We start from the raw sequence: 15,246 nt of genomic DNA on the forward strand, positions 1-15,246 counted from the left end.
GGTCGTTACTCCCGCATGGCCTCAATGGGTTTCACAAGGGCGGCCCTTCGCGCCGGGAAAAAACCGGCCAGGACCCCGGCAGCCGACAGGAGGAGCAGCGCCTTTACCGCGATGCCGAAGTCCACGGTGGGGTTGAGGAACACGGTGAAATTGGCAAGGAGGTCTGTGCTCTCGGCTGCCTTGGCGCTTGTCACCGCCATGATCCACTGCACCAGTTCCAGGGTGGCCACCCCTGCCACCAGGCCGGTGTACCCGGCCGCCACGGTGATGAGCACGGCCTCGGTCACCACCATGCCCACCACGGATGCGGGTGTGGCCCCCACGGCTTTGCGGATGCCGATCTCCCGGGTCCGCTCACGCACGGTGATCAGCATGATGTTGCTGATCCCCACGATGCCCGCAATAAGGGTCCCGATGCCTGTGATCCAGAGAAACAGGCGAATGGCCGTAAAAAGCTTGCGGATCATGATGGACTCTTCCTGGCTGTTCATGGTCATGAGGGCGGCTTTGTCCGACGGGTCGAAGCGATGCTTGCCGGCCAGGGCAACCCGGGTGCCGGCTTCCATGAGGCGACTTTTTGCCAGGGGGGTCTCGCCGTCCACAAGATAGGTAAACCCCGAGATCTTCCGGTCGGCCTGAAAAAGGCGCTGTCCCGTGGCAAAGGGAATGTAGATCGTCCGACTGCCGAAGCTGGACAGACGCTTGAAGACACCCACCACGGTAAAGGGAATCCCCCCGATGAGAAGGGACTGGCCCACGGCCTCTGCCTTTCCAAAGAGAGCCCGGGCGATCTCGTCGTCCACCACCGCTGTTTTGCGGGTCTCCCGCATATCCACGGAGTTCAGGTAGCGCCCCCGGGTCATCTCCACACGGGTGATGTGCCGGTTCTCCGGGCAGACGGCCTCCACGCTGAAAAACCCGTACTCGCTGCCGTGGCGCACCGGGGTCTCCAGGTTCAGCTCGATGACCGGGGCCATGTGGCCAATGCCCCTGATGCGCCCGCGGACCAGCTCTGGATCCCCTTCTGCCAACCGAATCTCCCGGCCCGCCGACACCCCGCCGTGGTCTTTCTGGGTAAACCCGCCGTACACGGAGATGGCGTTCATGGCCTCTCCCTTGAAGTTTTCCCGCAGGCCGTTTTCAAGGCCGGTGCCCGCCCCCAGGAGGACAATGAGGATAAAAATCCCCCAGGCCACGGAAAACCCCGTCAAAAGGGTCCTCAGGCGATTCCTGTTCAACACGCCGAAGACCTCACGCCAGCGGTCCGCGTCAAACATCTCCGCCCCCCTTGCACGCCGGTGCCCCGGTCTCGATGCGTCCGTCCTTCAACCGGATCATGCGGTCCGTCATCTCCGCGATGTCGGGTTCATGGGTGATGATGACGATGGTCTTGCCCGTGGCGTTGATCTCCCGGAGCAGGGCCATCACCCCGTAGGAGGTGTCGGTGTCCAGGGCGCCGGTGGGCTCGTCCGCCAAGATCAGGGGTGGATCGGTGATAAGGGCCCGGGCAATGGCCACCCGCTGCTTCTGCCCGCCGGAGAGCTCTCCGGGAAGGTGGCCAGCCCGGTCTGCCAGCCCCACGCGCGCCAACAGGGACCTGGCAAGACGATTTCTCTCGCGCCTTCGAACGCCCCGGTAGTACAAAGGCAGGGCCACGTTCTCTTCGGCTGTCTTGAAAGGAATAAGGTTAAAGGACTGGAAGACGAAGCCCAGGTTCCGGTTGCGAAGACGTGCTGCCCGGGTTTCGTCCATGGCACCCACGGCCATGCCGTTGAGGTGGTAAGAGCCGCTGTCGTAGCTGTCCAGAAGCCCCAGAATGTTCAGGAGGGTTGACTTCCCCGATCCCGAGGAGCCCATCACCGACACCATCTCCCCTTCACCCACCGACAGATCGATGCCCTTGAGCACATGGAGCCGCCCCTCTCCCAGGGGGTATGTTTTGTGCAGACCCTTGATCTCAATCATAATCGAAGAACCTCTTGCCGCCGTCATAAAACAGGTGCGTTTCAACGGCCCGCTCCATCTCCGCCATGGCCCTATACATGGCATACCGCGCCTCGGCACGGCTGTTCTCCGCCTGGGTGAGCATCATGTTGGCATCCAGAAGGTCCGTGGGCGTGGCGCTGCTGGCCTTGACCATGGCCTCTGTAACGCGATGGTTCTCACGGGCCGAAGCCACCTCGCTGTGGGCGGCATCGTAGCTCGCCACGGCGAGCCGATAATCTTCCACCACCCGCTTCAAGGCCGTTTCAAGGGTCGTCCGGGTGTCTGCAAGGGTCTCCTGAACCCGGGAGACCTCGGACCGGGCGCTTGCCAGGCGGCTTTTCCTGGCCGTGCCGTCAAAAAGGGTCCAGCTGAGATCGGCCCGGGCCACGGTATCGTCGTTGTTGCCGTAGGCCCTGCCGTCGGGCATGGCCGAATCCCCGTAATGATTCCACCCGGCTGACACGTCCAGGGAAGGCCACCAGCTGCCTTTGGCAGCCTGTGCATCGTACCCCCTGGAGGTCAGCAATGTGTCCAGATATTTCAGTTCGCTGCGGTGGGCATCCATCATGGCCGTCAATTGCTCCATGGCAGGAACCCCCGGGGTCTCCGCCGGAAAATCCGTCAGAGGCACAGCGCTGGAAAGGGAAAGCCCCGTCACCTTCTCCAGGTCGAAGATCGCCACCCTCACCTTGCTTTGGGCTTCCAGGACCTTGCGGTGGGCGGCCACGGCCCGGGATTCCACCTTGAGGACCTCGTTTTTCGGGAAGAGCCCCACCTTGTAGGACAACCGCGTGGTCTTGAGTTGTGACTGCAGGAGCGCCTCGGACTCTGTGGCCACCGCCCTCTTCTTCCGGGCGCTCAACACCTCGATGTAGGCCTTAATCACCTTAAGCTTGTAGTCTTCCACCAGGCCGGTCTCCTGAAACTGCCGGGCCTGATAGCCTGACGCAGCAGACCGATAGGCGTTGAGGTCGGCCAGCCCGTTAAACAGGTTCCAGCTCACCGCCACCCCGGCAGACGAGCTGTCCCGTCCGTCAACGCCCGCCGACCGGTCTGTCCGGGAGTAGCCGTAGCGTGAGGTGACCTTGGGCATCAACGCCGCCTGGGCCGTGTCCCGCCTGTACTTCTCAATGTCGGTCCCATGGGCCGCCTCTTTCAGGGTGTGGCTGTTTCTCAGGCCCGCCTTTACGGCGTCCTGCAGGGTCAGGGCGTGAAGAGGCCCTGCAACCCATACACTCAGTAAAAAAACCACTGCACTGGTCGCGCTTCTCATACCTAAGGTGTACCTTCTGTGTGTCAGTCAAGATATCGCTTGGGGGTGGCCCCTTTACAGGGCCATGTCCTGCTGTCCCAGCTGATCTGAGAATCAGCCTCCGCATTGTAGGCAATGCATACCGTGAAAGCAATTTCAGATATGTCAGATCAGCAGAACCACCCACAGAGTAATAAAAGACACCGGGCTTAAAAGGTATACCCGATGCCCGCCCCCACCATCAGCGTAGAGCTTTCAAAAAAGGAGATATTGCTTGTCGTCTCCCCCATGGCCGCCCTTGCCTGGAAGAAATAACGGTCGTACCCCAACGGGGCGTGGTAGACATATTCCGTGCTGAAAATCCACCCCTTGTCCTCACGAGTTTTTCCAAACACCGGGTGGGCTGCATCGTAACGTCTCTGCTCTCCGGACACCACCGAAGAGAGACTCCAGCGATCCATATCCAGAATGTACATGAGGTTTACGCGGTATCCGTCGTAGCTGTTGCTTTTGCCGTCAAAATCACCCTGAACACCCCCCAGTCCGGCCAGGACGAAGGACCGCTCTCCAAAGAACAGGGGAAACGACACCGTGGCTTCACCGGTCTCCCCGTCCCTTTTCAGGTCCGGGTTGTTCTTCCCGGACACGTCGTCCCGCACCCGCGTAAGGGTGTAGGCGACGTCCAGGCTAACGGGGAGCCCCAGGACATCCTCCCAGGAGAGACCCAGGGTGCGGTCTTTGGACTTGGTCATCTCCCGGGCCGATCCCACGAGGTAGGGATCCTTCCAGACATCGGTGCGATGCCGGGAAAAGCTCAGGGCCATGGTCCCCATCTCCCCCAGGGACTGCCCCACGGTGAGGTTGCCGATGACGCTTGTCTCAAGCTCTTCGAGGCCGTCCACCACGTCCATGGACACCCACGTCCCCGTGGAATCAAAATAGTATCCCCCCTCCAGGGTCATCAAGGGGATAAACGAGGTCTCTTTATCGGCGGTGTCTTCCAGGCTGGTGATGGTTTCGTTTCCATCTTCCGCATCCAAAAGACTGGGCTGCCAGTGAGACACACCGCCCCCGAGCATGGCGGTGCCGTAAAATCCACCCTCGTCACCCTCCGGGGCCGGGCCCTCGGCCCATACGCCCAAGGGGGCACAACAAAACACCACGCACATCATAAAAAAAACAAACCGTCCCACAATAGTCACCTCGCATCCTCAAGCCTTGTGTTTGATCTTTGCTGCCTTAGGGCAGCATGACTTCCGATGAGTCCATGGCTATCACGGGTTGTGCGTGTCATTCTGTGGAGAATGTGTGAAGAAATGTAACGAAGGGCCTGGAACGCAGCAAAAGCATGTGTTGTTGCGCTACTTCCGCATGCTGTTGCCTCCGGCGGCCCTGCATGAAGACAACATCCTGAAAATTCAATAAACAGGCTTTGTTTGTTCACCATGAGCGAAGCCCACCCGCGAATGTGATCAGCCCGAGGAACGAGGGCTGGGAGCATTCGCAACCTGGGGTCCAGGGGATTTATTCCCTGGCCGCCGGAGGCTTGCTTTTTTCTCTCACGTTCACCATGGAAGGCATCGCTTTTGTTTTTTGCCTCCGGCGGCCCGGCCGGTGTAGAATGCAGGAAACCGCTCTCCGACCTTTTGTTTGAAAGCCCCCACGACCAGACCGCCTCACAAAGCCCAAAGGAGGTTCCGTGAACCCAGCACGCAAACGCGTCATTGTCGACTCAGACATGGGATGGGACGACATCCTCTCCATCCTTGCCCTGATGAAGCACCCTTCGGTGGATCTCCTCGGAATCTGCGTCACCGGGTGCGGAGAGACCGACCTCCGGTGGGGCACGACCATCGCCCGGACCCTTGTGGAGCTGGGAAGGCAGACCCAAACGAGGCTCTGCGCGGGAACGAGTACGCCCACGGGATACGGCCACACCTTTCCCCAACCCTTTAAAGACGACATGAACAGCGTCATGGGGCTTTTGGGCCCCCTTACCCCCGCCATTATCCCGGATACAGACACGCGACACGCCTGGCAGTTCCTGGCCGACACCCTGGAGAATGCCGAGGATAAAATCACCCTTCTCTGCCTCGGCGGGTTCACCACCCCCGCCAGAATGCTGGACGCCTTCCCGTCCGCCCGGCTTGACAGGATTGAAGAGATGGTCGCCATGGCCGGGGCCGTCCATGTGGACGGCAACGTGGCCCTGCTCAACAACGCCAGAAAGGAGTGGGACCAGGGCCCGGCCTACGCCACCAACCACGGGGCGGAGTGGAACGTCTTTGTGGACTCCCTGGCGGCCAGGCGCATCGTGGGTTCCACCATCCCCTTGACCCTGGTACCCCTGGACGCCTGCAACCACGTGCTCCTGGGCCCGGACATGGCGGAGGCCATCACCGCCGTGGATCCCCTGGCCACCCTGGCAAAGCGCATCCTCCTCAGAAAAACGGGCAGCCACAACGAGGGCATCCCCGTGCCCGTCTTCGACCCCCTGGCCACCCTGGTCATGACCGGGGACATGGCAGGCTGCCAGTCCCACAAAGCCTATCTGGACGTCGACTTGACGGAGAACGACACCGACAACCGGTGCGGTACAACCCGCGTCACAGACACCGGTTCACGAAAGGTCACCATCATCCAGGGGGTCTCCCGGCAGGTGTTCAAGGCCCGGTTTTCTGCCATCCTCAACCGGACCATGGCCCCCTAAAAAAAATGAACATATGGGAGTTTTGTTCATATGTTCATTGCGATTCCCCACGCCTTTCTTTATACTTCAGGGTATCCCATCACACACAACGCGAACGAAGGGCTCACGCATGCCCCACCTGGATGTGCTCTCGCTGCCCGAGCCCCCTCTCTGGCCTCTGTCTGTCCAAAAGCCTTGCCACCCATAACCGTCCAGCCCAGGGGGACACGTCATGAAAAAACTCAGTTTCGTGTTAACGGCATTTTTTCTTTTCAGCCTGATCCCGGCCACCGCCCTTATGGCAGAGAGTTTCGAAGACAGGGTCTGTTTCCGAGGCAACCAGGCCTCGTTCAACACCCGGTACGACGTCAAGATCAAAGATGGCGACATCTGGATCAAGGAACGAACCGGTGTAAACACACCGGAGCCGCGGGTCAAGCTGGACCTGCCCGACGGTCTGGCTGGCGAGGTCACCGAGCTTGCCATGGACGATGAGCACATCATCGCCTTAAACGGCGAGCGTCAGATCTATACCATGTGGAAGGGACTGGACGATGTGTCGGACTTCACCTGGCAGAAGGAGTGGGGTATTCCCTTTTGGATGGGCCCCGGGATGAAGCTTACCGATGAGATCCTCACCTGGGATTTTTCCGTGGTCTCAAGGCGGGAAGACGGGTTCTGGACCGATCCGGCGGGCAACCTGTTCGAGGTGGGGCTGGCCAAGTGCTCCCATATCTGGATGCTGGGCCCCAACGGCCAGGACCTGATCTACAACGACCCCTGGCTTCCCACGGACTACAGCTACGGAATCTGCGGGCCGGAGCGTGGGGCCTTCCAGGCGGTCAACCTGAGCACCAGCGGGTCGCACCTTTTTCTCATCAACAAGTACGGGGACATGTACACACGTTTCTACGACTTTGATATCGGGGGTGCCGACGCCTTTCTCCCCTCCTCCTACGAAGACCAGCGCGACAAGCTTATCCCCCTCATCCAGATCCCCACGGACTGGATCCGCCACCCGAAAATCTCCGGCACCATCACGGACCGCATCAGCATCCACAAAATCGGGCGTAACTGCATCCATCGCACCCTGCGGGTGGAAGGCAGCAACGACGAGGGGGTAACCGGGTACTTTGAAAAGGACATCACCGAGGTAGACGACACCTCCCAATGGACCTTTCACCCCACGGGCATGCCCCTGTCCGGTACGATCCTGGACAACCGGGAGGGGGACACCACCCACCTCACCCTGGGGGATCGGGACGACCGGTACTACGCCAAAAACATGGATAACCTGGGATCCCTCACCCCGGGCCTTCCCTGGTATCACATCATCAACGCCGGGGACTGGGCGGCCGAGCTGACCAACTTCAGCTGCTACAACACCCCCGTGGACCTGGTGGTGCACCTGAGCCCCGAAGAGTCCATCACCCTGAAGCTGCACACCAAAGAGACCATCCGTGTAAGCCCGAGGCCCCGGGGCTTAACCGACGAGGCCCGGTACATCCCGGGGGCCATCGAGGTGCCCAAAGCCCTTCTGGACGGGTTTTCGGAGCTCCCCGTCAAATCGCGAAAATTCATTGCCAGCTACCTGATGAAACGGGAGTTCACCCGCGTGGATATCCAGGCCACCCTGGATAAGGTCACCGTGACAGGCACGGCCGGAGGCCTTCTCATCGTGTGGACCTTCCGGCACTAAAACCATGACGGCAAAAGAGCCCCCGGCGGCCCTGCCGGGGGACACATTCTTGAAACGTTTGACAAATACGTTTCAAAAAAACAACGGGGGTTCCTTCTGCCCTGAGCCCGGGGGAACACGTGACGCAGGACCCGCCACGGGATCCCGGAGGCCGTCTCCTCCCGAGTTTTTCGATTGACAGACGGCGTCAATACGCGTAATCAAAAAAGGAACTTTTATTCAAGGATACCAGATGAACAACGCTTGCCACATATTGGCGGCGGCAGCGGCCATGGGGTCAACCCATTGTCGTTTCGCTGCCCTCTGAATAGACAGACCGCAGTAAGAACGCCATGGGTTGACGACGGCAACCCATGGCTTTTTTTTTGCCCCGGGTTGTCCCCGGGGCACCCGCCCCACCCGAACCGACCCGTAAAGCCTTCTTACTAAAAACCCAACCGGAGGCGACACATGACGGAAGATTCAATCATCAGATACTCGGAACGAATGGGCCACCTGCCCCCGTACCTGTTCGGCATGATCAACAAAATGAAGATGGATAAGCGCAGGAAGGGACTCGATGTCATTGACCTGGGCATGGGCAACCCCGTGGACCCGGCACCGGACAAGGTGACCGAGATGCTCTGCAAAGTGGCCAAGGACCCCAAGAGCCACCGCTACCCCGTGGCCGGGGGCATCAAGCATCTGAAGCAGGAGCTGGCCCTGATGTACGACAGGGATTACGGGGTCTCTCTTGATCCCGGCTCCGAGGTGATCACCACCATCGGCTCCAAGGAGGGGGTCTCCCACCTCTGCCTGGCCCTGTTAGGGCCCGGAGACACCATCATGGTGCCCACCCCGGCGTTTCCCGTCCACATCTACGCCGCCATCATCGCAGGGGCCAACGTCATGCGGTTCCCCATGGCCTCGGACGAGGACATGCTCAGGCAGATCGCCGACCTCTGCGAATCCATGTACCCCGTGCCCAAGATGCTGATGCTCAACTACCCCCACAACCCCACGGGCCAGGTCACCAGCGTCGACTTTTTCAAAGAGGTGGTGAAACTCGCCAAGAAATACCGATTCATGGTGATCCAGGATTTCGCCTATTCGCGCATCACCTACGACGGCTACAAAGCACCCAGCTTCTTCGAGGTCCCCGGGGCAAAAGACGTGGGCGTAGAATTCGGATCCTTCTCCAAATCCTACAACATGGCCGGATGGCGCATGGGCTACTGCGTGGGCAACGCCGAGATGATCAAGGGGCTGGAAAAAATCAAGGGATACTACGACTACGGCATCTTCACCGCCATCCAGGCAGCAGGCATCGTCGCCCTTCGCGACTGCGAGGCCAACATCACCGAACAGGTGGAGGTCTACCTCAAACGGCGGGACACCATGTGCGACGTCCTCCGGCGCATGGACTGGGAAGTGGACGCCCCCAAAGCCGGGATGTTCCTCTGGGTCAAGATCCCCGAACGCTACAAAAACAGCCAGGACTCCATGGCCTTTGCCATGGAACTCATGGAAAAAGCCCACGTGGCCGTGGCCCCCGGTGCGGGCTTCAGCAAAGAGGGCGAAGGCTACCTCCGCCTGGCCCTGGTGGAGAATGAAGAGCGCATCAGGCAGGCCCTGAGGCAGGTTCGGCAGGCGGATATAGAGCTCAGGTAAATGAGGTCATAGGGGGATAGGTCATAAAGGGGGGAGCGACGGATTCCGCCTTGTGGGGCTTTTGTGGCTCGCCGGGCCATGGTCATCGTTTGGGCCATCAGGATCTTATTGATGACACCGCCCCAAAAGTCCGACGGCCCGCAGGGTGCACTCTGTGCACCATGTCCGGGTCACCCAAGGTCTATATTCTACCGAGGCGTTCGGGGCATGACGGGCTTTGATTTTGGTGCACGGAGTGCACCCTACGAATTGGCTCTTTGCAGGTCGCGGCCAAATAATCATCCAATGGTTCGCCAGAATACCGCCGGGATTTGCCCCGAGGAACGAAGGGCAAACCCCGGCGGTAACCTGCTTTCAAGGTGGCCCACCTTGCCGCCGGAGGCGATGCTTTTTGTGCTTTTATTTTATTTCTGCAGCCATCTGACCCGGCTCAGAATTTGGTGATCCGGCGGTCGATGAGAGCCACACCCCGGGAGAGGCTGAAGGTGAGGATAAAGTAGAGGAAGGTCACGGTGAGCCACACCTCGAAGGTGAGAAAGGTGGCGGACATGATCTCCATGCCCTGGAAGGTGAGCTCCTGAATGGAGATGACGCTCATGATGGCCGAGTCCTTGATGGTGGAGATAAACTGCCCGGCAAGGGGCGAAAGGATTTTCCGCAGGGCCTGGGGCAGGATGACGTAGCGAAACACCTGCAGCTCACCCAGACCCGTGGCCCGGGCCGCTTCCCGCTGCCCCGACGGCACCGACACCAGCCCGCCCCGGACGATCTCGGTGACATAGGCCCCTTCATAGATGGCCAGGGTAATGACGGCGGATAAAAAGGCGTTGATCTGGGATTCACCGGCAAAGAAAAAGGCCACCAGGGCTCGGGTGGCCTCCGATCTGGCCCGGAGCCAGGTGTCCACGCCCAGAAAATCCAGAAACTGGCTGCTGATGAAAAAATAGAAGAGAAACACCAGCACCAGGGACGGGATGTTCCGAAGGGTCTCCACGTACACCCAGCCCAGGACCTTCTGCCCCGGGCTTCCCTGGGCCCGCATCGCCCCTGCCAATACCCCGATGACCGATGCCAGAAGGCTCGCCCAGAGGCTGAGCTTTACCGTGGTGAAAAAACCCGTCAGCAACAGATTCGGCACCCAGCCGCCCTCGTCGGTCCGCCTCAGGATGTACGAGGGCACCGCCCCCCACTCCCACTGATAGTCCAGCACCGCCCCCACCCGGTGGAAAAACCACACCAGAAAAGCCGCCACCAGCAAAAGGGCCGCGCCGTCCACCACGCCGAACCGATATCTCTTGTTTCCGGAACCCATCATAAAATCGTCACATCATAAGATTTAAAGCAAAGCCTCCGGCGGGTCGCTTTTAGAAAAAAGCTCCGCAAAAACGTTCCGGTGGCATCCCCTTTTTGGCGCTCAGACCCGTTGGGGCTTAACGCCAAAAAGGGGATGCTTATTCGTTTAATCCGGAAGCAGAAGGCAAACCAACGAACGTATATAAAACGAAAGCGCTTTCAATACCTGTTTATCTAACTTTTCAAAAGTTTGGCCCCCGGCAGGGCCGCCGGAGGCTGAATCAAACCGAGTCGTTAGGGCCCGCCCAAACATAAATGGACAAGTCAACCGTGAATGCCGCTGATCATTGACCCGAGGAACGAGGGTTAAAGATCAGCGGCAATAAGCTTTCAAGGTGGCTCACCTTGCCGCCGGAGGCACCGTTTTTGTATGTTTTCTTGTTGCGCCGGACTTACTTCAATCGCTCTGCCCACTCCCGGGTCTCGAACCAGTAATGCTTGGTCTCGGCAAGGAACCCGTCGGACTGTTTGGCGCGGATCCAGTTGTTGAAAAAATTCAGGGCGTCGTGGTCACCCTTTCGAACGGCAAGGCCGATGGGCTCCCTGGTAAAGTCCTCTTTCAGGGGAACCGTCAGCTTGTTCGGGTATTTAAGTGCCTGGAACCGGGGAAGGGGGGCCGAAGCCACCACACCATGAACCCGCCCCAGGTGAAGTTCCTGCAGGGCCTGGCTCTCATTTTCGAACAGCTTGAAGGTGGCATCGGGCAGGTATTTTTTGGCGGCCATCTCAGCGGTGGTGCCGATGCGCACCGCAATGGTCACCTCCTTTTTGTTGAAATCCGCAAGGGAGGTAAACCCGTCTGCTTTTTTCCGGTGGGCCACCAGGGACATGCCGGTAAAATCGTAGGGCTCGGAAAAATTGACCTTGAGGTTCCGAACCGGGGTGACGCCCATGCCGCCGATGATCACATCAAACTTGCCGGTAAGAAGGGCCGGGATGATGCCGGACCAGTTGGTGGGCACGAACTCCACCTTCACGCCCATGTCCTTTGCGAGTTGCCTGGCCACGTCGATCTCGAAACCGACAAGCTCACCGGTCTTGTCCCGCATGGCCCAGGGGACAAAGGTGGACATGCCCACCCGGATCACCCCCTTTTTCTGAATCGTCTCAATCACGCTCTCGCCCGCCCAAAGAGGCCCGCATCCAAGCAGCACCAATACCGTCGTCACACAAACCAGCCATCGTCTCATCTTTGTCTCCTTCGGTGGGTTGATTATACGAAAAACCTCCGGCGACACACCGCCGGTGGATCTATCCCTAACAATCCGAACAAACGCCCCCTTTCACCCTTTCACCCTTTCACCCTTTCACCCTTTCACCTTTCACCTTTTGCCTTTTGCCTTTTGCCTTTTGCCTTTTGCCCTTCCCTATGACCTATTTACCTAATTTACCTATTTCATTACCCCTGCCCCACCCCCACCCGCCGCTCCCACCTGGCAATGCAGGCGGAAAGGGAAGCCGTCAGGACCAAATAGCAAAAAGCCACGGTGAACCAGATTTCAAAGGTCAGAAAGGTTTCGGCCACGATGCTCTGGCCCTGCATGGTCAAGTCAAAAATGGATATGGTGCTCACCAGGGCCGAGTCCTTGATAAGAGAGACCCCCTGGCCTGCCAGCATGGGAAGGATCTGCCTCAGGGCCTGGGGAAGGATCACCTCGCGAAAGGTCCCGAAGGGGCTCATCCCGAGGCTGAAGGCTGCTTCCCACTGGCCGTGGTCCACTGCCGTGATGCCGGACCTGATAATCTCCGAAGCATAGGCCCCTTCGAAGAGCGAAAGAGCGATGACGGCCGAGGAGAAGGCGGACAGGTCCATGACCGGCGATATCACGAAATAGATCACAAAAAGCTGGATCAAGAGCGGGGTGTTCCGAATACTCTCCACATAGCACACCACCAGGGCGTTTAACACGGGGGAGGACGACAGGCGCATAAAGGCAGTGGAAAAGCCGATACCAAGGGTCAGCAGGAGGCTGATCCCCGAAATCTTCAGGGTCACCAGCATGCCCTTCATGAGAAGCCCGGCAGCCAGGCCCTCCTCGGTCACCGTCACCAGGTAGGGCCAGACCCTGTACCACTGCCAGTTGTAGTTCAGATTATGGTACCCGAAGGCAAAAAGGGCCAGGAGGGCGGCGATAAAAAGTGCTGTTTTGCCGTAAATCCTGATCCAGCGTGTCCATGCTTGCAAGGTATCTCCGTTTCCTGATTTTTTTACTTTATGGGGAATGGTTCACGGTTGTGTGCGCACTGCCCGAAAGGGTCGGGGGTCGTGGCGGGGGCCCGGGGAGTCGCGTTCGCCCCATGACCTGTAGTCCTCATGTTCCGTATGCAGCAACCGCCATGGGGCCCTGACAAGGGTCCGCAAGGGCCTTCTAACCCGGATATTTCATGAGAAAGCAACCAGCCAAAAGGAAAATGCCATTATTTCGGATGGCTGCAATAAAAATGTCAGCTATTTCGAAAATGCAAAATGTAAATCGACGTTTGCTGTTTGATTTTCTCACCCTTCGGGCGAGCCGAGTGCACCCATCTTCTGCGTTATCAGAGCTTTGAGGTAAACCACTACATCTGCAGCTCTGATGCCTTGAATATGGGTGCACTCGACTCGTGAAATATCCGGGCTAAGTGTCGTTGTGTGGGGCATTGTATAGAAAATACCCCCTAAAAACAACACCCTTGATTTGACATCTGCGCCAAGGAGGGATAGCTTCATTTTCCCGGTTCAACAGACCGGAAAAACCGTTTCATCAGGAGCCACCATGCAGGACAAAGACGCAAAAATTCAGGAACTCACCCGGCGCATCCATGAGCTGGAGCTCAACGACCGCTTCATGGGCCTCCTGGAAAAAGCCCTGGACGCGGTCTACATCATCGATTTTTCCGGGAACTTCATCGACGCCAACGACACGGCCCTTCTCATGCTGGGCTACGAGCGCCACGAATTGGCCGATCTGAACTTCTTCGAGCTGATCCGGAAAGACCAGAAGACACACGCCACCGGCATCCTCGGCAACCCGGAAAAACGCACCGGGTTCACCGAAGCCCTGGAGTTTCGCGTCCGGCGAAAGGACGGCTCCCACATCTGGATCTCCACCCGGGCCCGCCTGATCAAAGAAAACGACGTTCCCGTAAGCCTCCACGGCATTGCCGTGGACATCACCGACCGAAAAAAACGGGAAGAAGACCTGAAAAACCGGGAAGAAAACCTGATCATGGCCCTTGAAGGGGCGGAACTCGGGGTCTGGTACTGGCGGGTGGACAAAAAAGTGGTGACCTTAGAGCGCGGCTGGGGCAAACGGTTCGGCGTGGAGAACGGAGAGTCCATGCCCCAGGCCGAGTTCCTCAACCGCCTGCACCCGTCGGAGCGGCCCTTTGTCTCCGGCTCCTTTACCCTGCACCTCAAAGGGGAAACTGACGCCGTCCACGTCCGCCACCGACTCAAAGGCCGCGACGGTGCCTGGCTCTGGATGAGTACCCGTGGCAAGGCCGTGGAAAAACGCCCCGACGGCCATGTCCTCACCGTGGCGGGGACCTTTCTGGACGTCACCCGCCAGGTACGCATGGAGCGGGCCCTGAAACGCCGGAAAGCCGAAGTGGAAGAGAAGGTGAGTCGCCTGGAGGAGAGCCAGGCCGCCCTGCGTGCCCTGCTCACCCAGCGGGAGAAGGACCGGGAAGAGCTGGGGGAAAACATGACCGCCACCCTGCGCCACCTGGTGCTCCCCTCCCTTGAAAAAGTCACCGACCACCCCCTGACCCCGACCCAGAAAAAGCACCTGGATGCTGCCATGACGAGCCTGTCGGAGATCATCTCCCCCTTTACGCGCCGCCTGGCCTCCCCTTTTATCAACCTCACCCCCATGGAGCTCAAGGTCGCCGAGTTTATCCGCCAGGGCCACACCTCCAAGGAGATGGCCGCCATGCTCCACCTCTCCAAAGGGACCATTGATTTTCACCGCAACAACATCCGCAAAAAACTGGGCCTCAACAACAGCGGCGCCAACCTGCGCACCCAGCTCCTCTCCCTCACCCGGTAAGCTCCGGCAGAAGCGCCCGGGCACCCCCTATACACACTTGGCCCGGATATTTCACGAGTCGAGTGCATTCATATGCAAGGCACCAGAGCTGCAGATGTAGGGGTTTACCTCAAAGCTCTGGTAACGCAGAAGATGGATGCCCTCGTCTCGCCCGAAGGGTAAGAAAATCGAACAGAATACAGAAAATGACATTTTGCATTTTCTAAGCAACTGTTTTTCCGACACAACAACCAAACAGCTCAAAGGCCATGCCTTTTATGGTGAACGTGCTCAAAAAGGCCTCCAGCAGCAAGGGTGGCAGCTGCGTCAGGCAAAAGACACATTGATAGCAGGGGTGGATGTGCTTTGACCCTCATTGGGGCCATCGGCCCATTCACATCATCCCCCAAACACCCTTGTCCCCTGGAGCGCCGCACTCCTGTGCGGCACGGGTGACGACGGCCTGAAAAGCCGCACCGAAGTGCGGCGCTCCGAGTCGGTCGATCTTTCGCGGTTGTTTTGAAGGTCGCAGCCCAAACCATACCCAAGGCCCAACGTCATTTAAGGCGAACGGTTAAGACCTGCTTGTTAAACCCGTCTTGATGGG

The 15,246-nt window shown here is 58.9% G+C and carries 12 protein-coding genes; 5 read left to right on the plus strand and 7 right to left on the minus strand.

Annotation, left to right across the window (positions count from 1 at the left end; genetic code table 11):
• Positions 1-5: 5 nt before the first annotated feature.
• From BLQ12_RS01905 to BLQ12_RS01920, 4 genes are all read right to left on the minus strand, one after another.
• Positions 6-1,277, minus strand: coding sequence for an ABC transporter permease (locus tag BLQ12_RS01905; RefSeq protein WP_092207683.1), 1,272 nt, complete (start codon positions 1,275-1,277; stop codon positions 6-8).
• Positions 1,270-1,965, minus strand: coding sequence for an ABC transporter ATP-binding protein (locus BLQ12_RS01910; protein ID WP_092207684.1), 696 nt, complete (start codon positions 1,963-1,965; stop codon positions 1,270-1,272). Before BLQ12_RS01910 ends, BLQ12_RS01905 begins: the two co-directional genes overlap by 8 nt.
• On the minus strand, positions 1,958-3,259 hold the full coding sequence (locus tag BLQ12_RS01915; RefSeq protein WP_092207685.1) for a TolC family protein: 1,302 nt from the start codon (positions 3,257-3,259) through the stop codon (positions 1,958-1,960). Before BLQ12_RS01915 ends, BLQ12_RS01910 begins: the two co-directional genes overlap by 8 nt.
• A gap of 188 nt (positions 3,260-3,447) precedes the next feature.
• Positions 3,448-4,431, minus strand: coding sequence for a DUF2860 family protein (locus BLQ12_RS01920; protein WP_092207686.1), 984 nt, complete (start codon positions 4,429-4,431; stop codon positions 3,448-3,450).
• A 506-nt stretch (positions 4,432-4,937) separates the two neighbouring features.
• Between BLQ12_RS01920 and BLQ12_RS01925 the strand changes: the two genes are divergently transcribed.
• From BLQ12_RS01925 to BLQ12_RS01935, 3 genes are all read left to right on the plus strand, one after another.
• Positions 4,938-5,948, plus strand: coding sequence for a nucleoside hydrolase (locus BLQ12_RS01925; protein WP_217640215.1), 1,011 nt, complete (start codon positions 4,938-4,940; stop codon positions 5,946-5,948).
• Positions 5,949-6,159: 211 nt separating this feature from the next.
• On the plus strand, positions 6,160-7,626 hold the full coding sequence (locus BLQ12_RS01930; RefSeq protein ID WP_092207687.1) for a hypothetical protein: 1,467 nt from the start codon (positions 6,160-6,162) through the stop codon (positions 7,624-7,626).
• A 450-nt stretch (positions 7,627-8,076) separates the two neighbouring features.
• A complete protein-coding gene (locus BLQ12_RS01935) occupies positions 8,077-9,276 on the plus strand; it encodes an aminotransferase class I/II-fold pyridoxal phosphate-dependent enzyme (protein WP_092207688.1) in 1,200 nt (399 codons plus the stop codon).
• A 430-nt stretch (positions 9,277-9,706) separates the two neighbouring features.
• Here the strand turns inward: BLQ12_RS01935 and BLQ12_RS01940 are convergent, their stop codons facing one another.
• The 3 genes from BLQ12_RS01940 to BLQ12_RS01950 form a co-directional block, all read right to left on the minus strand.
• A complete protein-coding gene (locus BLQ12_RS01940; protein WP_092207689.1) occupies positions 9,707-10,591 on the minus strand; it encodes an amino acid ABC transporter permease in 885 nt (294 codons plus the stop codon).
• A gap of 430 nt (positions 10,592-11,021) precedes the next feature.
• Positions 11,022-11,819, minus strand: a complete 798-nt coding sequence (locus BLQ12_RS01945) for a transporter substrate-binding domain-containing protein (RefSeq protein WP_092207690.1) — start codon at positions 11,817-11,819, stop codon at positions 11,022-11,024.
• A 209-nt stretch (positions 11,820-12,028) separates the two neighbouring features.
• A complete protein-coding gene (locus BLQ12_RS01950) occupies positions 12,029-12,814 on the minus strand; it encodes an amino acid ABC transporter permease (protein ID WP_254781949.1) in 786 nt (261 codons plus the stop codon).
• Between the two features lie 571 nt (positions 12,815-13,385).
• On the opposite strand from BLQ12_RS01950, the gene BLQ12_RS01955 reads away from it, so the two are divergent.
• Together BLQ12_RS01955 and BLQ12_RS01960 are read left to right on the plus strand one after the other, a co-directional pair.
• Positions 13,386-14,660 carry a helix-turn-helix transcriptional regulator gene (locus BLQ12_RS01955; RefSeq protein WP_092207691.1) on the plus strand — a complete coding sequence of 425 codons (1,275 nt, stop codon included), beginning with the start codon at positions 13,386-13,388 and terminating at the stop codon, positions 14,658-14,660.
• Between the two features lie 136 nt (positions 14,661-14,796).
• Positions 14,797-15,009 carry a hypothetical protein gene (locus BLQ12_RS01960; protein WP_092207692.1) on the plus strand — a complete coding sequence of 71 codons (213 nt, stop codon included), beginning with the start codon at positions 14,797-14,799 and terminating at the stop codon, positions 15,007-15,009.
• The last annotated feature ends 237 nt before the right edge of the window (positions 15,010-15,246 follow it).

It is taken from the genome of Desulfoluna spongiiphila (assembly GCF_900101345.1).
Lineage (GTDB): Bacteria > Desulfobacterota > Desulfobacteria > Desulfobacterales > Desulfolunaceae > Desulfoluna > Desulfoluna spongiiphila.